13 protein-coding genes and 2 pseudogenes are annotated in these 19,042 nt (G+C 54.9%); 11 read left to right on the plus strand and 4 right to left on the minus strand.

Annotation, left to right across the window (positions count from 1 at the left end; all coding sequences use genetic code 11):
• Positions 1-410 (minus strand): annotated as a pseudogene (locus AC2FHW_RS13285) (IS5 family transposase); the annotation flags it as partial.
• Positions 411-540: 130 nt separating this feature from the next.
• Between AC2FHW_RS13285 and AC2FHW_RS13290 the strand changes: the two are divergent.
• The 5 genes from AC2FHW_RS13290 to AC2FHW_RS13310 all read left to right on the plus strand — a co-directional run bounded on the left by AC2FHW_RS13290 (position 541) and on the right by AC2FHW_RS13310 (position 6,858).
• Positions 541-2,271 (plus strand): sensor histidine kinase, encoded by a 1,731-nt coding sequence (locus AC2FHW_RS13290; RefSeq protein ID WP_496678090.1) that lies wholly within the window; start codon positions 541-543, stop codon positions 2,269-2,271.
• Positions 2,268-3,608 (plus strand): sigma-54-dependent transcriptional regulator, encoded by a 1,341-nt coding sequence (locus tag AC2FHW_RS13295; RefSeq protein WP_142637615.1) that lies wholly within the window; start codon positions 2,268-2,270, stop codon positions 3,606-3,608. Before AC2FHW_RS13290 ends, AC2FHW_RS13295 begins: the two co-directional genes overlap by 4 nt.
• A gap of 126 nt (positions 3,609-3,734) precedes the next feature.
• The gene (dctP, locus tag AC2FHW_RS13300; RefSeq protein ID WP_142637617.1) at positions 3,735-4,745 is read left to right on the plus strand and encodes a TRAP transporter substrate-binding protein DctP; all 1,011 of its coding nucleotides are present in this window, start codon (positions 3,735-3,737) and stop codon (positions 4,743-4,745) included.
• Between the two features lie 68 nt (positions 4,746-4,813).
• Positions 4,814-5,446: a TRAP transporter small permease subunit gene (locus AC2FHW_RS13305; RefSeq protein ID WP_142637619.1), complete on the plus strand. Its 633-nt coding sequence runs from the start codon at positions 4,814-4,816 to the stop codon at positions 5,444-5,446.
• An 11-nt stretch (positions 5,447-5,457) separates the two neighbouring features.
• Complete coding sequence (locus AC2FHW_RS13310) at positions 5,458-6,858, plus strand: TRAP transporter large permease (RefSeq protein ID WP_496691967.1); 1,401 nt, start codon at positions 5,458-5,460, stop codon at positions 6,856-6,858.
• A 596-nt stretch (positions 6,859-7,454) separates the two neighbouring features.
• Here AC2FHW_RS13310 and AC2FHW_RS13315 read toward each other — a convergent pair.
• The 3 genes and pseudogenes from AC2FHW_RS13315 to AC2FHW_RS13325 form a co-directional block, all read right to left on the minus strand.
• Entirely contained in the window at positions 7,455-7,940 is a 486-nt protein-coding gene (locus AC2FHW_RS13315; RefSeq protein ID WP_142637623.1) for a GNAT family N-acetyltransferase, read from the minus strand.
• A gap of 327 nt (positions 7,941-8,267) precedes the next feature.
• Positions 8,268-8,798 (minus strand): annotated as a pseudogene (locus tag AC2FHW_RS13320) (HupE/UreJ family protein).
• Positions 8,799-8,807: 9 nt separating this feature from the next.
• A complete protein-coding gene (locus AC2FHW_RS13325; RefSeq protein ID WP_271949858.1) occupies positions 8,808-9,497 on the minus strand; it encodes a hypothetical protein in 690 nt (229 codons plus the stop codon).
• 413 nt (positions 9,498-9,910) lie between these two features.
• Here AC2FHW_RS13325 and AC2FHW_RS13330 point away from each other — a divergent pair, with 413 nt between their 5' ends.
• The 6 genes from AC2FHW_RS13330 to AC2FHW_RS13355 all read left to right on the plus strand — a co-directional run bounded on the left by AC2FHW_RS13330 (position 9,911) and on the right by AC2FHW_RS13355 (position 18,681).
• The gene (locus AC2FHW_RS13330) at positions 9,911-10,189 is read left to right on the plus strand and encodes a TRAP transporter small permease subunit (protein ID WP_281995473.1); all 279 of its coding nucleotides are present in this window, start codon (positions 9,911-9,913) and stop codon (positions 10,187-10,189) included.
• Positions 10,186-11,472 (plus strand): TRAP transporter large permease, encoded by a 1,287-nt coding sequence (locus AC2FHW_RS13335; RefSeq protein ID WP_496678080.1) that lies wholly within the window; start codon positions 10,186-10,188, stop codon positions 11,470-11,472. The genes AC2FHW_RS13330 and AC2FHW_RS13335 overlap by 4 nt, the downstream gene beginning before the upstream one ends.
• 389 nt (positions 11,473-11,861) lie before the next feature.
• Positions 11,862-13,889 carry an oxidoreductase gene (locus tag AC2FHW_RS13340; RefSeq protein ID WP_496678077.1) on the plus strand — a complete coding sequence of 676 codons (2,028 nt, stop codon included), beginning with the start codon at positions 11,862-11,864 and terminating at the stop codon, positions 13,887-13,889.
• A gap of 479 nt (positions 13,890-14,368) precedes the next feature.
• Positions 14,369-15,394, plus strand: coding sequence for an ABC transporter substrate-binding protein (locus AC2FHW_RS13345; RefSeq protein ID WP_496678075.1), 1,026 nt, complete (start codon positions 14,369-14,371; stop codon positions 15,392-15,394).
• Positions 15,395-17,611 carry an ABC transporter permease gene (locus AC2FHW_RS13350; RefSeq protein ID WP_496729098.1) on the plus strand — a complete coding sequence of 739 codons (2,217 nt, stop codon included), beginning with the start codon at positions 15,395-15,397 and terminating at the stop codon, positions 17,609-17,611.
• Positions 17,608-18,681: an ABC transporter ATP-binding protein gene (locus AC2FHW_RS13355; protein WP_271949869.1), complete on the plus strand. Its 1,074-nt coding sequence runs from the start codon at positions 17,608-17,610 to the stop codon at positions 18,679-18,681. Before AC2FHW_RS13350 ends, AC2FHW_RS13355 begins: the two co-directional genes overlap by 4 nt.
• Positions 18,682-19,042 lie beyond the last annotated feature (361 nt).

Consider the following 19,042-nt stretch of genomic DNA (forward strand, 5'->3'; position numbering starts at 1 on the left):
GCGTCCCTGACTGTCGCAGATGGCGTGCAGTTTGGTGTTCATGCCGCCCTTGGTTCGGCCAATCAGGCGTCCACGCCCCCCTTTTTGACGCCCATGCTGGTCGCTGTCCGATGAGCCTTCAGATAGGTCGCGTCGATCATCACAGTCTTCTGTTCGCCGTGCTCGGCGGCCAGACCGGCCATCATTCGCGCGAAGATGCCCTTGTCGCTCCACCGTTTCCATCGATTGTACAGCGTCTTGTGCGGTCCATAGGCGGCAGGGGCATCCCGCCACCGCAAACCATTGCGATTGATGAAGATAATCCCGCTCAACACACGCCTGTCATCGACGCGCGGCTTGCCGTGGGGCTTCGGGAAGAAGGGCTCCAGACGCGCCATTTGCGCATCCGTAAGCCAGAAGAGATCAGACATGTTCACCGCTCGTTTTTGAACCGTGAATCACGCCGCAAAACGGAAATCAATGGGTCCTGACCCTAGAACTCTTGGGATGGACGGCTAATACCTACTGTGATCCTATGCTGTCGCAGTTCATGGGCATTCAATGCGATCAGCTTCGTATATTGTAGGTATTTTGGTAGCCATTGCCGCCAGCATTGGCCTTTATTTGGTTTCTTACCAGTACTTCGTTTCGGAGGAGCTTTCGAAAGCTCAGGGCCGGCTCTCTCTCTACCAAAGCTCGGTAAACAGCGAACTCGAACGATTTTCCCACCTCACCTATGTGCTGTCACAGGATTCCTTTGTAATTGGAACAGCCGAAGGAGACGGCACCGGAGCTTTAAACCGACGCCTTGAGGATTTTGCGGAGCGGGCGGAGCTGGATGCTATCTACCTGATGGACGAAGACGGGATCACGATTTCCGCATCGAACTACCGCGACACAGGGAGCTTTGTTGGCCAGAACTACGCTTTCCGCCCATATTTCCAAAGTGCCATTTCTGGTAAACAGGGCCGCTTCTATGCCATCGGGGCGACGACTGGTCTGCCAGGATACTTCATCGCCAACGCAGTGCTTGACGACCAGGGAGATTCAACTGGTGTCATAGCGATTAAGATCGATTTCTCTAATCTTCAGGATAGTTGGAAAAACTCGGGCGAACAGGTTCTTTTGGCCAATGAAGACGGTGTCATTCTGCTTTCTTCGAACTCGGATTGGCAATATCGCGCGTTGACGCCATTGTCAGAACCACAGCGAGAGCGAATTCGAAACGCCCGGCAGTTTCCGGGGCAAGCCTTAGATGCGTTGGATTGGGTTGAGTTGCCGGGAGATCAGGCCAGAATTGCGGGGACGAAGCGCTTGCATCTTGCAGCAACGGATTTGCCTCATGGCTGGTCGCTTCACTATTTTGCAAGTGACGATCAAGCCGTAGCACGCAGTTGGCTTGTAACTGCAGTTTTTGTCCTCTTGGCGGGGCTCACATTTATCTACTTCCAGATACAACGTGCGAGACGCGTCAGCGCTGCTTTGGCGCGGTCCGAAGAGGAAGAAGCAATGCTGCGCAAAGCAAATGAAAGGCTTGCCATCGAAATCGACGACCGCAAGACAGCCGAGCGGAGCCTCAGACGCACCCAGGGCGAGTTGGAGCGCGCAAGCCGACTGGCCGCTCTTGGGCAACTATCCGCGTCGGTCACGCATGAGCTGGGCCAGCCCATCGCGGCGATGCGCAATCATCTGGTGGCTGCAGAGATTTCATCTTCCGGGGAAACCAAGCTGCCACAAAAAATCGGCAGCCTGGTTGACAGGATGGAAGGGATCACACGCCAATTACGGTTTTTTGCACGGTCGGAGAGTGAGGCGTTCGACGACGTAGACTTACGCACTTCGGTTAATGCCGCGTTGGCTCTGGTTGCTCCAAACATCGAACAGGGCAAGGTGAAAATCTCAATTGATGCGTCGACTGGTCCGGCGTTTATCCGGGGCAGTGCCCTGCGGATCGAACAGGTCATCACAAATCTTTTGCGCAATGCCATAGATGCTACGGATGCAGCGGATGCGCCTGAAATCCATATCGCTGTCATGGCTTCTGATGATGAGGTCGTGTTGGAAATTCAGGACAACGGTCACGGGTTGGGCGAGGCAACGCTGGCAGAGTTGCAAGAGCCATTTGTAACCACAAGAGAGAGCGGGAGAGGCATGGGCTTGGGACTGGCCATTTCCACCAGCATTGTCAAAGATCACGATGGCACAATGACGGCCCGAAATCGAAATGGCGGCGGAACAATTTTCCGTGTCACCTTCCCGATAGCCTCAAATACTGAAGAAACGGACGAATGAACCTGCAGCAACCCTTCAAAGTTCTGGTCGTTGATGATGACAAATCGATGCGACAATCTCTTGTCGAGTTGCTTGAAGCTGCCGACTGGTCTGTCAACGCCTTGCCACGCGCGACCCAGGTGACGGAGCATCTGGCCAACGCCTCGCCCGATGTCATTTTATCCGATGTGCGTATGCCCGGCATGTCGGGACTTGAATTGCTGGCCAGCCTGGACAGGCATGTGGCGCCTCCGGTGGTATTGATTTCGGCACATGGTGATATCCCGATGGCGGTTCAGGCCATACAGGACGGGGCATATGGGTTCATCGAAAAGCCATATGAACCACGGCGATTGCTTACGGTGCTGAGGCACGCGGCCGAACAATACCGAATGCGAAGAAGTAATGCCCGCCTCAAAGACCGTCTGTTCAAACTGTCAGGCCTTGACCGCATCCTGCTGGGCCAAACGGACGCCATTACAGACTTGCGACAAGAAGTACTTGATCTTGCTGATACGTCGGTTGCGGTTTTGTTGCAGGGAGATACGGGCACCGGGAAAGAGCTGGTTGCTCATGCTTTACATGATTTGGGCCGCTCGCCGGAGGCACCGTTTCTGGCGCTGAATTGCGCCGCATTGTCGGCCGATACATTTGAAGCGGAAATGTTCGGCGTCGCGGGTGAATCCGACGGAAGGCTTGGGGCGGCATCGGGTGGGACCTTGTTTCTGGATGAAATCTGCTCGTGCCCACCAGCGGCGCAGGCCAAGCTGTTAAGGGTCATCGAAGATCAACAAGTGCTGCCGGTGGGGGCGGTGTCGCCGGTGCCGGTAAGCTTCAGGGTCGTGTCAGCAACCAACGAAGACGTTGTACTGGCGGCCGAGGAAGGCCGCCTGCGTCAGGACCTTTTGTTTCGATTGAATACTGTCGTCCTGTCCTTACCCCCGCTTAGACAAAGACGGGATGATCTGGTTCTGTTGGCAACGCATTTCTTAAACGAATACGCGCAGGTTTATGAGATAGACGTGCCAGAACTTGATCAGGACGATTTGGCGGCTCTGCTTGCACATGACTGGCCCGGCAATGTGCGTGAATTGCGCCATGTCTGCGAACGGCGCATTTTGGCGGCCCGACGCGGAGGCGGTTCGGTGGCGCAGGCTATCCAAAGCGATCAGCACTTCGACGAAGTGCCGGATACCCTGCGCGATGCCGTTGCCGCATTTGAACGCGAGCTCATAGGCAAAGCCATCAAGGCGCATAAAGGCCGCATGGATGCCGCTGCCGAAGCGCTTGGGATTGGCCGCCGGACGCTCAACGAAAAGATCGTCAAACTTGGTCTCGATAAAGAGGCTCTGTTGTAGGCGAAAACAGCTCTGCGGAAATCCGCAGGGCGCCTGGGAAAACGCGCGCATTTTCCTTCATAGTCAGGACGCCGCGCATTCTGAATACTCCGCCCAAACGAATTGCATGATCTGGGAGGAGCCACTATGCGCAAACACCTTAACCGGGCGGCCATTGCCGCCTTGTCGCTGACCGTTGCATCCGAAGCACTGGCTGTCGAATGGAACGTATCCCTGTGGGGCAAGCGTCGTGCTTTCACAGAGCATGTCGAAAAGCTGGCTGAACTGGTGAACGAAAAGACCAACGGTGAGTTTACCCTGAACATCAGTTATGGTGGCCTGTCGAAGAACAAAGAAAACCTCGATGGGATTTCGATTGGCGCGTTTGAAATGGCCCAGTTCTGCGCTGGCTATCACCGCGACAAGAACCCCTCGATCACTGTCTTGGAACTGCCGTTTCTGGGCGTGACATCGTTGGAACAGGAAATTGACCTGTCGATGGCTGTTTATCAACATCCAGCCGTTGTCGAGGATCTGGCCCGCTGGGACGCGACTCTACTGATGCCGTCTCCGCTACCGCAGTACAACCTTGTCGGGGTAGGTGACGCGCCAAAATCTTTGACTGATTTTGAAGGTCTGAGCGTACGGGCGACTGGCGGCATCGGTAAAGCGATGGAGACGGTCGGCGCGGTTCCGACTTCGATGTCCGCATCCGAAGTACGTCAGGCAATGGACAGCGGCATCGTCAAAGCCGTCAGCTTTGCACCACACGCCCATATGTCCTTTGGCACTATTGAGAACGCTACATGGTGGACGACGAACCTGAACCCCGGAACCGTCAACTGCCCGGTCGTCGTGAATACTCTGGCACTGGAAGATCTGTCCGATGAACATCGTAAAGCTCTGTTGGGGTCGATAGACGAAGCGCTGGATCACTACGTTTCCCAATACCAGACCAAAACGATGGAAGCTTGGGGCCCCGAGCTGGATCAACGCGGCATCGAACGGGTCACGTTCAGCGATGAAGAAATCGCGGCATTCAAAGAGGCCGCCGCCGCACCCGCAGCAGAAGCCTGGATTGCGGAAAACACCGAACGCGGTCTTCCGGCGCAAGAGCTCTATGACCTCGTGACCGGCAAGATCGCCAACGGTAGCTAATCCACTCACCACCCGACGTCGGCCAAGCAGGCGTCGGGTGCCTATTCCCCTGATAGCGGAGCACAACGATGGCCGGGTCATCCCTGGTGCTGTCCGACGACAGCCGTCTCAGCATTCTCGATCAACATCTCTACAAACTGGAGAGCTTTCTGGCTTTGATCAGCGGTCTTGCGGTTTTCTCTCTGATGGTCATGGCCGTTGTCTCCGTCGGTGGTCGGAACATCGCCAATGCGCCGCTTCCCGGGTATGTCGACTGGATTGAACAGGCCATGCCGTTGATTGCCTTCATGGGGATATCTTATGCGCAGCGCGATGGCGGCCACATCCGAATGGACATGTTCGTTGGTGCACTTAAAGGCCGAACGCTCTATATCGTTGAATTCGTGACAACCGCCGTCATTCTGGCGCTGATCGTCTTGCTGATCTGGGGGAGCTGGGCGCACTTCGCGCGCAGTTTCGACTATGGTGCCCCACTGTGGAGCCGCGACAGTTCCATTGACATCAGTATCCCGCTGTGGCCCGCCAAGCTGTTGGCACCCGTCGCCTTCAGCGTGCTTTGCATAAGGCTCTTTCTGCAGCTCTGTGCCTACGGTCGTGCAATTCGCCATCCTGACCAGCCGCCTATCGCCGTCCCGTTGATTCCCGATGCCGCCACCCAGGCTGCAATGGAAGCCGAGCATGTCTCGGGCCACGACAACTGAGGTAAATTCTGATGGAACCCATTGAAATTGGTCTGATCGTCTCGGGCGGAATGCTTGTTCTTGTGGTGCTGGGTATGCGCGTGGCATTTGCTGCCGCAACGGCCGGAATGGTTGGCCTGATCTGGATCTTCTGGGCCAAGTTTGGGTACGACCCGGCGCGGTTCGGCAAGGCTGTGACTGTGGCCGTCAAAACAGCGGGGCAGGTGCCGCATTCCAAGATTTCGAGCCAGGCGCTGAGCCTTATCCCGACCTTCATCCTGATTGGCTACCTCGCCTATTACGCGGGCCTGACCAAAGCACTGTTCGAGGCCGCCAAGCGATGGCTGGCATGGGTTCCTGGCGGGCTGGCGGTGTCGACCGTCTTTGCCACCGCCGGGTTCGCTGCGGTTTCCGGAGCCTCGGTTGCCACATCCGCCGTTTTCGCCCGCATCGCCATCCCCGAGATGCTGAAGATCGGCTACGACAAGCGTTTTGCTGCAGGTGTCGTCGCTGCAGGCGGCACATTGGCGTCGCTCATCCCTCCTTCGGCCATTTTGGTCATATACGCGATTATCGTGGAACAGGACGTGGGCAAACTGCTGTTAGCCGGTTTCATTCCGGGCATGTTCTCAGCTTTGATCTATGGCTTGCTGATCATTGGCATGGCTGTTGTGATCAAAGACTTTGGTCCCGCAGTCTCAGGCTTTACATGGAAAGAGCGTTTCATGTCTCTTCCGCCCGCACTGCCTATCTTGTTTGTCGTCGTTACCATCATCTTCTTTGTCTACAACCCATTCGGAGGCGATGCTTGGGGCACGCCAACCGAGGGTGGCGCAATCGGTGCCTTCGTTGTCTTTCTGATGGCGCTATATCAGGGCATGCGCTGGTCCGAACTTAAAGACGCGTTGCTGGAGACAGCCAAGCTGAGCGTCATGATCTTTACCATCATCTGGGGCGTGTTAGTTTACGTCCGGTTCTTGGGTTTTGCAGAGCTGCCCATCGCGTTCTCCGACTGGATCACCTCGCTTGAGATGTCACCAATGCTGATCTTGGTCTGCATCCTTCTGGCTTATGCTGTACTGGGCATGTTCATGGATGCGATAGGTATGCTGCTGCTGACGTTGCCCGTAGTTTACCCAGCCGTCATGGCGTTGAACGGTGGTGAAGCGGTAAGTGCGGCCGATAGTACCTTTGGAATGTCCGGCCCGATGTGTGCCATTTGGTTTGGCATTCTGGTAGTCAAAATGGCCGAGTTTTGCCTGATCACCCCACCTATCGGGCTGAATTGCTTTGTAGTGGCTGGCGTGCGTGATGACCTAAGCGTTCAGGATGTTTTTAAAGGTGTAACGCCTTTCTTTCTGGCGGATGCAGCGACGATCGCAATGCTCGTTGCGTTCCCTGCTATCGTTCTGTGGCTTCCTGGACAGGTTTGAATTGCAGGGGATGATTTTTGAGCGCGGTTTGCCGTTGCGGCTTAGACAAAGATGCAAGATGCGTGCCATTCATGAATAAGCAACGGCGACCAAAAGCATAGATAGCTGGCGTCATTATCTGTTCAGTCGTGTAAAGGCGTGTCGACTGATTTGGGCCGTCCGCATGATCAGCTATTGGTGGGGCAGGGGACCTTTCTGCAACGGCACCGGAGCCTGTTGTGAGCCCAAAGCAGAATCTTGAGAGATAGTGGAAAGAGCACTCCGCCGTCACCACGGCGAAGTGCTGAATAGTGTGTGTCTAGCTGCCCTTCGTCGAGCGTGCGAAACCCTGTAGAACGGTAACTCACGGTCTGCGGGACGGAGCCGACTTTTGCTCACGCCGCTTTTGCTGACGCAGAAACCCCTCGCAGGCGCGACACGCCATTTGTTGCATCGCAGAGGATTTCTCGTTTGCAGTCATTCATCGGCGCAAAATTCAGCCAATTCAAAACCGCCTTTTCGCTGCAGCTGGGTCCGGCAATCGAGGAGCGGACAAATTGGACTTTCCCATTGAAAATTTGAATGTCCGCTCTGCACGGCTGAGATAATCGGGCAGTTCAAAGTTTCATAGACATCTCATGCCAAGTCATTCCTCCATGGTCAGAAGTCGATGGCTGTAAATAGCTGTATCCAAAATTCTCGTAGAGTGGGACGTGATGCTCTTTGCACATGAGATGGATTGTGGATTTACCCATCCTTTTCATGCGCCCCACGAATTCGACCATCAATGCCCGTGATAGACCCTTGCCCTGATGCGCGGGATCAACAACAACAGACATTATTACGACATTTGGGGCGTCGGGGTCGTGGCCAACAAGCTCTTTGAACTCTTCATCAGACATTTCGACTTCATGAGCACATCCGCAATTTACAAAGCCAACTATCTCGCCTTCCACCAAAAGAACTAGGAAGCCATTGGGATAGACCTCAATCCTTTTAGAAATCTTTTCGAGCGTTGCTGCCTCGTCGCCTTCGTAGGCATCAATCTCTATTTCAAAGCAGCGAGTTGCGTCGGCAGGTTTGGCGTTTCGAAATTCTCTCATGTGCCTACACTATTCGGGATGGATAGAGTTGCAACGCCGCCGTTCGTACTCATCGCAGCATTGGTTACTGAGGGCTCACTCCCTGGTTTCGCCGCCTGAAGCGCGAACTATGGCTCCTGATTTCCCAACGTCCGTGCATTGAACGACATGACACAAGATCAAAGACTTGCCCCGATCCTCCTATGGCCGGTCTCGATCAGCCGATCACAACGGTATTGCCGCGCGAGCATCGGGCCGCGCTGAGCCCAATCTGTCTTATGCTGCAGAACAGTCGAATGTCCGCTATTCTCTCAGGCGATCATCACGGTACGCGCCATCGCAATGACCTTAAGCCAGCGTGGAATAAACCTCGGCAATTCGTTGAAAGGTCCAAAAGCAGGCCATAGCCGCACATCCACCGGCTAAGCCCACTCGTAGGGACATCCACAAACTGGATCTCACGCGCCGACACATTATCAAGGCAGGCCAGAGCGCAAGAATTATGGCGACCTGGCCAAGCTCGACGCCTAAATTGAAAGCAAGCAGGCTCTACCAGATATTTGGGGATGTAACCTGCAAAATCTTGTGCAACACAAAGCTGAATCCAAGACCATGCAAGAGGCCAATCAGCGTTGTCAAAAGTACCATCGCGAATTCAGAACGCGCGCGGTCCTTGAAGCTCATAAACGCCGCTGCGGCTGCAAAAATGATAGAAAGCGCGATCCCGGTTTCGACGGCAGGAACAAACCACACGCCCGACGGCACAAACCCGAAAAACCCCAGCGACAGCGTTACGCTATGCCCCACGGTAAAACCGGTTGCACGCAGTAATAGCGCCCTGAGTGTTTGCGCCCCAATGACCAAACACACAACAAACAGAACATGATCCTAACCTTCGAGGATATGTCGTGTGCCTTCCCAGACAAAACTCAGGAATCCTCCGTACCCTTCTTGCTGAACCTCCACAGGGTCGGTCATCAGACCCCGAGACTGGAAAATCTGCGGTGTGTCAGACGCGTAATCGAGAATGAGGTTCGCCGTTTGGTCCTGATCCGGCAAACCGGGGTCCAGCACGTTGGCAATGCTGTACGATTGGACCGGGCCGTCAGTGTCATAATGCAGGACGAGATCGACAATCGTGTCACCAACAAAAAGCGGTGGCGTTAAGGCCGTTTCGGTGTCTACTGCCTGTTGAGCCTCGGCTAAAGTTGCAAATCCGGGCTCAATTCCAACGCGATGCAAGCGAACGGCCTCAACTGTTCCTCTTAAGCGGTGGTCGTCGATCAACAGGTGCAACCCACCTTCGGCGATTTGCCCCAGCCCGTTGGGATCGCTCATTACAGCTTGCAAGTCGACAAAATGGACCAACTGACTGTTACTCATGGCATTGGTCGTGAATGGTGCAGCATCTGGCAGAGCGTCATCGTCCTGCTCGCCGACTTTGTCCGCAACCAGATAGGGCATGGGTGTACGCATAAAGACGCGCAGATTATCCACGGAATGCTCGACATGCGTTACGCGGACATTGAGATTCAGCAAAAAATGCGCCGAGGCTGACAGCGTCAGTGACAAAATCAAGCTGACAAAAAAATACCGAAAGCAAAAACCTTTGGTCTTAAACACTTATGCATTTGGATCGCGAGCCTCGATTACAGTTAGTCCATCCAACTCCCATTGCCCGGCTTCTGGTATAACTTCAACCAGCGCCCTGAACGTAACGGCGCGTATGTGGGCGTGCCCCCAATGGCCGCCTTCGACTTTCACGGTCAATCTGACCAGAGTGCTAAATCCACCCGGTTTGAGGGTCGGATCAATGCGTTCTAATTTCAGGTCGCTAACATCGGTAACTGTAGCAAGACTGCCTCCTAGCGTTCGGTCGCGAGGCCACGTTCTGAGCAGCCTCATCTGACTGGTCCAAGTTGATTGTTAGTGCATCATTGGCCTGTGATACATTGAGATGATGGTTTCGGGAGCTGGCGGGCGGTAGCCCAGTGCACTGTGGGGTCGACCTGCTGACTGAACGCGCCGGACCTCGCACTCAATGGCTGGTTGAGGTTTGGGGGATGATTGGTGTGATCCTGGTCGCTGCGGCTGTTCTCTACAGCGCGGTGATTATGGTGCAGTTCTCATACGATTTCGGGATCTATTCAGACGGGTATCTGAGCGTTCAAATGTGGATTCCGCAAGGCTTCCTACTCATCGGCATGATGATACTAATCCTTGCGGCTCTGGCTCGCATCTTTACGCTTCTGACGGTGCGCCGACCATGAGGACGTTTCTTATTTTGGCCGGTCTGATTGTCCTCTTGCTCACGGGCATGCCAATCTTTGCCGGGCTCGGGCTTACATCGCTAATCAAAATGATGCTGACGGAGGGCAACGTGAATAGCGCGGCTGATACGGTGTTTGCCAAACTGAACAACGGACTTCTTACGGCTATACCGATGTTTGCTTTCTTGGCTCACGTGATGATCCGTGCCGGCGTGGTTAAGGACCTTTACGATGCAGCAAATGCAATGGTCGGCCATTTGCGTGGTGGACTTGGGGTCGCCACGATCCTCTCCTGCACCATATTCGCAGCCATTTCCGGTTCGTCTGTAGCCACAGCACTTACTATTGGCTCGACGGCTATCTCGCAGATGAAGCGCTTCAACTACAGCCCCAGCAATTCCTACGGTGTGATTGCAGCGGGCGGTACGCTCGGGATTCTGATTCCTCCCTCTGGGCCTCTTATTCTCTATGCCATTGTAACCGAGGCCTCGATCGGAGCTCTTTTCCTAGCCGGGTTGGTGCCGAGTATCATGATGGCTGTCATGTTCGCGGTTTGGGCGATGGTCAGCGCTGGGTTTGGGGGCACGGCTGTCTCTCAACCATTTGCAGGTATGGGCGTTATTTGGTCACGTATGAGACAGTCGATCTGGGCCTTATTGATGCCACCGGTGGTTTTGGGCGGAATCTACCTCGGAGTATTTACGGCTACTGAAGCAGCTTCTATTGGCTGCCTTTACGCGCTGTTCATCAGTGTAGTTGTTTACCGCAATTTCGGTCTGAACGACCCTTGGGTGACTGCGTTTGAAACAGTGCGCACAACGGCGATGCTGTTCATGATCCTGGCTGCTGCGGCGCTGTTTGGTCACGCCGTAACCATTATTCGCCTGCCCATAAAGATCGTCGAACAAGTGACGGCAATGGGCCTCAGCCCCGCCATGTTTGTCGTAGCTGTTATGCTGCTCATTCTGGTGCTGGGCATGTTTTTGGAGACCATCTCGATCATCCTGATCACGACGCCAATCGTTTTTCCTGTCATGCTGGCATTGGGGATCGATCCAATTTGGTACGGCATCCTGCTAATGATCAACCTCGAACTTGCGCTGATCACACCTCCCGTGGGGATGAATCTCTTCGTCATCAAGGGCATTGCCAAAGCCCCTTTGTACGAGGTCATTCGCGGCGCCTTGCCATATGCAGCGCTAATGCTGCTGGGCCTGATCCTCGTCTTTGCATTCCCACCTTTGTCCACGTGGCTTCCCGAGGCGGCGGGGTTCGGCGGCTAAGCAACGCGTTCATGAAACTCCTTGAGTATTACCCTTTTCATCCTTAACGCCATATCTCAATAGGATTGGACCCCATGGTTAGGGCTCGTTTGAGACACTAACCGTATACTTTCTGGGTCAGAAATGCCCGACGTTTAGGTCAGAATTGAATGACGTGATCCTCCGACTCATTGAGGTTTTGGCTGTCAATTGAGTCAAAGGTCAGTGACGTTCCACCTTTCTTGGTCTGGTCGTCATTTTGTGGATCAGTGTCGGAAACAGTGAACTCTCTCCCCGTATTTCCCAAGTAGCATAGCTTTGACAGCGAACGTTGTCAGTCACAGAAGCTGTCAAACGGGCCCGACCCGGAGCTGTTTTTAGACCGGTGTCATTACCGAAGGGAGTTGATCATGGCGAAACTACTTGATCCGTTTCAGCTCAAGCACCTGACGCTGCGCAACCGTATCGTCAGCACCTCTCACGCGCCCAATTACGTCGAAGATGGTCATCCGCGAGACCGTTACAGGCTGTATCACGAAGAAAAGGCCAAGGGTGGCGTCGCCCTGACAATGATCGGAGGATCGACGAATATCGCTGCCGACAGCCCCTCGGTATTCGGCCAGCTTTATGCCGGCGACGACAGTATCGTTCCCTGGTTTCGGAAGCTCACGGATGGCGTGCATCTGCATGGGGCCGCTATCATGTGTCAAATCACTCATATGGGACGCCGTACTGCTTGGGATGATGGGCATTGGTTGCCGGTTATTGCCCCGTCCGGCGTTCGCGAACGCGCGCACCGCGCCTTTCCCAAAGCAATGGAACAAGAGGACATTGAACGAGTGATCGGCGATTATGCCTCTGCGGCGCGACGTTGTCAGCAGGGCGGGTTCGATGGGATCGAGCTTCTGTCCCACTCGCATTTGCTGGGCCAGTTTCTGTCTCCGCTCACCAACCAACGCGACGATGCCTTTGGTGGCACGTTGAAGAACCGCATGCGCCTGACCCTGCAGGTATTGGATGCGGTGCGCGCCGAGGTCGGTCCGAAGTTCATACTGTCCATGCGCATCACCGGCGATGAGTTGATTGAGGGCGGGCTGAGCGCCGAGGACTGCATTGCCGCCGCCCGGATGCTGGAAGATAGTGGCCATGTCGACCTGCTCAACATCCTGGTCGGGGCACCCTACGATGATCTTGGCCTTGCTGAATGGGTGCGTCCTATGGGGCTGCCAGCCGCTCCGCATATTACTGTGGCTGGACGCATCCGCGAAGCCGTCAACCTACCGATCCTGCATGCAGGCGGCATCGCAGACATTGCAACGGCTCGCCACGCGGTTACAGGCGGCCATGTCGATCTGGTCGGCATGACGCGCGCCCAAATGGCTGATCCTTATTTGGTGGCAAAACTGGCACGCGGGGAAGAGGATCGTATCCGTACCTGTGTCGGCCTCGGGTATTGCGTGGACCGGGTCAATCAGGGCAAGCCCGCCGTGTGCGGACACAATGCCGCCACCGGGCGGGAGCAAACTTTACCCCATGTCATTCCTGCCAGCCGCACCCGAAGGAAGGTGGTTGTCGTCGGCGGCGGACCTGGCGGGCTGGAGGCAGCGCGGGTCAGTGCCTTGCGCGGTCACGATGTGGTTTTGTTCGAGGCGTCAGATCGGCTGGGGGGGCAGCTTGTTTTGGCAGCCAAGGGCGGGACACGCAGGCAGATATGGGGTGTCGCCGATTGGTTGATTTCCGAGGTTAACACCCTTGGTGTTGATCTCCGCATGAATACCTTTGTCGAGGCCGGTGACGTGTTTAGAGAAGCCCCGGATTTAGTCATAGTTGCTACCGGAGGATGGCCCGAGCCAGTATCCATTCCAGGCGGCGATCTGGCGCTCTCCAGTTGGGAGGTTCTGTCCGGAGAAGCGCGTGTTTCGGGCGAAGTTCTATTGTTCGACGAGATTGGAGACCATCCCGCGGCAGTCACGACCGACATGTTGGCAGGCGCTGGCCACAGCGTCGAACTTGTGACCCCCGACCGGGCAATTCTGCATGACCTTGGCCCAACGACCTCTGCCGTTGCTTTGCGCGATCTGGCAGCAAACGGGGTGACCTTTACCTGCCTCCACGAACTCTGTGCTCTAAGCCAAGAGGGAAACCGGGTGTGCGCCAGCCTGCGCAATGTCTTGACCGGTGATATCACCAAGCGTCTTGTCGACCACGTGGTTGTCGAGCAGGGCCTAATCCCGACGGACGCGCTCTATCACGATCTAAAGCCAGGTTCGCGAAACCTTGGGCAGGTCGATCACAAGGCGCTGATCAATGGTTCATTCCCGTTCAGGGAAGACGAGCCGGATGGCCAGTTCTATCTGGCCCGAATTGGTGACGCGATCGCAGGCCGCAATATGCACGCCGCGATTCTCGACGCTATGCGTATTTGCTGTTCAGCCTGAGCTGCGCTCCGAGCATTTTTCATCAGTAGCGGCGAAGGCAAAGCTGTACCTCGGCCCGCATCGAAATACCTTCAGGAAAGCAGAAGTTCGCAGCACTCGCACAGAGACCTAGTTTGCAGGCGAAAAGCAGACCTTAAGTTCGAAATACGATGCTTGCTCTACGCTGGAGGAAGCGGCCGCCCCAGCAAAGGGCTACCTAAACAATGCGGCATCAAAATACGCTCCCGATACTCAAACTTGGTGCTGTAAACAGGCTTGGCGGTTCAAAACCCACCGGTGCAAAAAACCAATGCTCGTTGAATTTTCTTGCGGAACCAACAGTACAGTGTTGAGATTGCTTCTGTCATTGGGAGGCTGGTCGGATGTTGATCTGGCCAACGCAATTAGATCAACTAGCGACTTAGAGCGACCGCCACTAACGACGAATTGACGAGTATCGCGCTGGGAATTTCGGCACGACACATAGGGGAGGAAAGAAATTGAAAAATCTGACGACGACGCTGGCGGGATCGCTGATAGCATTTGCGGCTTCGCTAACTGCGGCCCAAGCTGAAAAGCTGACGTTTTACTGCTCGGCACAGGAAGATTGGTGTCAACTCATGGCGCGCAGTTTCGAGGATGCCACCGGCATAGACGTCAATATGACCCGCAAGTCCTCGGGCGAGACGTTTGCACAAATTCGCGCGGAAAGTTCTAACCCTAAAGGCGATGTATGGTGGGGCGGTACCGGTGATCCCCATTTGCAAGCCGCCGAAGAAGGTTTGACGATGGAGTACGTGTCGCCGATGCGTGACCAGCTTCACGACTGGGCGATCTCACAGGCTGAAAGTGCAGGAAACAAGACCATCGGAATTTATTCAGGCGCACTCGGCTACGGCTATAACTCCGACCTCTTGGCCGCGAACAGCTTGCCCGAGCCCGCATGTTGGAAAGACTTGCTGAAGCCCGAATATAAAGGGCACGTGCAAATGGCGAACCCGAATTCCTCGGGCACCGCTTATACGACGCTTGCCTCGATGGTTCAGATATTTGGCGAAGACGACGGCTTTGAGTTCATGAAGGGCCTGCACTCGAACATCAACCAATACACCAAGTCGGGTTCGGCCCCAATCAAGGCCGCCGGCCGGGGTGAGAACACCATCGGCATCGTCTTTATGCATGATGCGGTCAAGCAGGCCGTATCAGGTTTTCCGGTCAAGGTCGTGGCCCCATGCGAGGGCACAGGCTATGAGATCGGTTCGATGTCGATCATTGACGGCGCTCGAAATGAAGAAGAAGCCAAAAAGTTCTATGACTGGGCGCTCAGCCCCGAGGCCCAGAACCTTGCGCTTGAGGTTAACGCCTTCCAGGTTCCGTCCAACAAAAATGCGGAGACCTCTGAAAGCGCACCTGACATGAGCCAGATCAAGCTTATTGACTATGACTTCAAAAAGTACGGCTCGTCTGACGAACGCAAGCGTCTCTTGCAGAAATGGGACGAAGAGGTCTCAGTACTGCCACAGTAAGTGACTGACACCACACCAAAAACGAACCACCCGGTTCTGATCTTCTGGATTGTTGCCGGGTGGGTTGGTTTCTGTCTGCTGCCATGGTTCATGGTGGAGGATGGCATTTGGTCATTCGTATGGCTGGTCGATGGATATCCGTTCGATGAAGATTATGCGCCCGCTGCTTTCCTGATCGGACAGGGCGAAAGGCTGTGGCTTACGCCGCTTTTGGTCCCGCTTACCTTGCCTTTGTTGATACTCGGCAAACCAAAGTCCGATCCACAATATGCACGTATCCTGATTTTGGCTGGTGCCTTGGGTTTTGGCTGGCTGATTGCGCAAGGGTTCTCAATTGGCATTCGCGGGTTCAATTTCGAATGGATGAAGGTGCTGTTCGGAGAACCGAAGATCCGCCAGTTCGGCATGGGATACGGCGCGATGATCTGCGCCACAGCGTTTCTGTTCCTTTTAACTCAGGGTATTGCAGCGCGCGGCGCTATCAACGGCGACGTTTTCGTCGTTAGCGCTATTGGTGGCGTAATCACCATTGTTACAATTTTCGTTTTCTTTCCAATTGCGAAGATGTTGTTTGCCGCCTTCGTTACCGAAGATGGTGTCTATTCAGTTTCGGTTTTTGCCTCGAAGTTCTTTGATGACCGACTTTGGGGCTTGGGCTGTTTTGCCGGTGCCAAATGCGGCGCCGCGTGGAACTCTCTGTTTCTTGCAGTTCTTGTGGGCTTCATCACGACGGCACTTGGACTATGTTTTGCACTTGTCGTCACACGGTCAGGTTTTCGTTTTAAACGCGGGATGCGCGCGCTGACAGTTTTGCCGATTATCACACCGCCCTTCGTGATTGGTCTTGCACTGATCCTGCTGTTTGGGCTTTCCGGTTCGGTCACCAAATTTGTTGCTGAGATCTTTGGTGTGCAGCCTACGCGCTGGCTTTATGGTATGCCCGGGGTGCTGATCGCTCAGACTCTGGCATTTACGCCGATCGCCTTTCTGGTTTTGATCGGGGTGGTCGAAGGGGTGTCACCTTCGATGGAAGAGGCTGCCCAAACCCTTCGAGCCAATCGTTGGCAAACATTCAAAACCGTGTCCCTGCCTCTGATGCGTCCCGGCCTGGCCAATGCCTTCCTGCTTGGGTTCATCGAATCCATGGCCGATTTTGGCAACCCACTTGTCTTGGGCGGAAACTTCGATGTGCTTTCGACTGAGATATTTTTTGCCATCGTCGGTGCGCAATACGATCAGGGCCGGGCTGCTGTTCTGGCCATGGTGCTGCTGTTCTTCACACTTTCCGCCTTCTATGCGCAGCGCGCGTGGCTGGGGAAAAAGAGTTATACCACCGTTTCCGGCAAGGGCGACGCGGGTGTGCACCCCTTGATGCCGCGCGGCCTTGCCATACCGGTTCTGGGCATTGCAATTGCCTGGGCGGTTTTCACTGCCGTGGTTTACGGGATGATCATCTATGGAAGTATCGTCGAACTGTGGGGCGTTGATAACTCGCTGACGTTCAAGCACTACGTCACAGCCTTTTCGGTTCGCTTCGAAGAAGAAGGTATTCGCTGGACCGGAGCCGCCTGGGACAGTTTCTGGACCACAATCACCATTGCTGCCATTGCCGCACCGTTGACGGCCGCCGTGGGGTTGGTCACTGCCTATCTGCTGACACGGCAAAGTTTTGCGGGAAAGAATGCGTTTGAGTTTGGTACGATGCTCTCTTTCGCCATTCCCGGCACGGTTATTGGCGTCAGCTATATCCTGGCATTCAACGTGCCCCCGATCGAGATCACCGGCACAGGCGTTATCCTTGTCGTCAGCTTTATCTTCCGCAATATGCCGGTTGGGGTTCGCGCGGGTATTGCGTCTATGTCACAATTAGACAAGTCGCTTGACGAGTCTTCGCTGACGCTCGGTGCAAATTCCTGGCAGACTTTCAGGCGGGTAATTCTTCCTCTTTTACGGCCCGCTATCCTAGCTGCGCTGGTTTACAGTTTTGTCCGGGCCATGACGGCGATTTCGGCGGTGATATTCCTTGTTTCAGCAGAGTATGACATGGCTACCAGCTACATTATCGGTCGGGTCGAAAACAACGATTACGGTCTTGCAATCGCATATTCCACAACGCTGATCTTCGTGATGTTGGCGGCAGTCGGGATGTTACAAATCCTCGTGGGCCGTGTTCAGATCGGGCGACGTACACAACTCGGGACAGAGAAAACGACATGACCGAAACGACTATAGCAAGTAAAGCCGCGCCTGTTCGTTTCGACGGTGTTTCGAAAGTGTTCGGCAGGGATGTGGTGGCCGTCGACAGCATCGATCTGCACGTCCAAGCGGGCAAACTGGTGACGCTTTTAGGCCCCTCGGGCTGCGGTAAAACGACGACGTTGCGCATGATCGCAGGACTGGAAATGGCGACCTCGGGTCGAATTCTGATCGGCGACCGAGACGTGACCAAATTACCCGCTACCGACCGTGACGTGTCGATGGTCTTCCAATCCTACGCGCTTTTTCCTCATATGAGCGTACTGGAAAACGTCATGTATGGGTTGACCTTTTCCGGCTTCGACAAGCGCGAGTCCCGATCGCGCGCGCTGCATGGGTTAGACTTGGTTGGCCTGAAGGGCTTCGACAACCGTTTGCCAAGCGAACTTTCCGGCGGGCAGCAACAGCGTGTTGCTGTCGCTCGTGCATTGGTTTTGGAGCCACAGGTTTTGCTCTTTGACGAACCTCTCTCAAACCTCGATGCAAAACTGCGCCGCCAGGTGCGCGAAGATATCCGCGCCATTCAGCAAGATCTCGGTTTGACCGTCGTCTATGTGACTCACGATCAGGAAGAAGCCCTTGCCGTTTCAGATGAGATTGTCGTCATGCGCAACGCTGCCATCGCACAGATCGGCACGCCGCGTAAACTATATGATGCGCCGGTTGACCGGTTCGTGGCCGATTTCATTGGTGAGGCTAACCTGATCAGTTGCACTATTCTTTCCGTCAACGGCGATTTAGCCACGATCGAAATCGAGGGCTATCAACACACGCTCCCCTCTCGTGGCCTAACGCCTGGTCCCGCAACGCTGGCCGTGCGCCCGTCACGGATATTGATTGGATCTGATACCGGCATCCCGGCCAAAGTTGCCAAGGCGACCTATGTTGGCGTGCGGATGGAGTACACTCTGGCCGGTGCCTTCGGGCAGGTATTTGCTGTGCAGGACGACGTGGACGAGCCACTGGAAATCGGCTCGGAAGTCAAAATGTCTTTTGCCGAACGTGGCCCCGTTCTGTTGCCGGAAGGGTGACGTGGGTAAACTTTTAGTCGTCTCTCACCCGGAGGTCGTCCTTGAGCCAGAGAAACCAGTCACCGAATAGGGTTTGAGTGAAATTGGCCGCGCCCGAGCCGACACATTTTCACAAAGTAAGACCATGTCTAGCGTGACAGATATCTGGTCCAGTACCGAGCGAAAAGCGTCCGATACAGACGCTATCCTTGCAAAGCCTTTGGGGCTGGTCACGAATTCCGAACCTGGGTTGGGAGAGAACGACCGAAGCACTACCGGGTTCCTTCCTCCCTCGATATTCAAGGTCCGCTGCTTACACCTTCTTCAAGGCACCCAAGTCCAGCTTCTGCAGTTGGGAAACAGCCCATGCTGCGCAACTGCG

The organism is Ruegeria sp. YTSA108, from assembly GCF_059610185.1.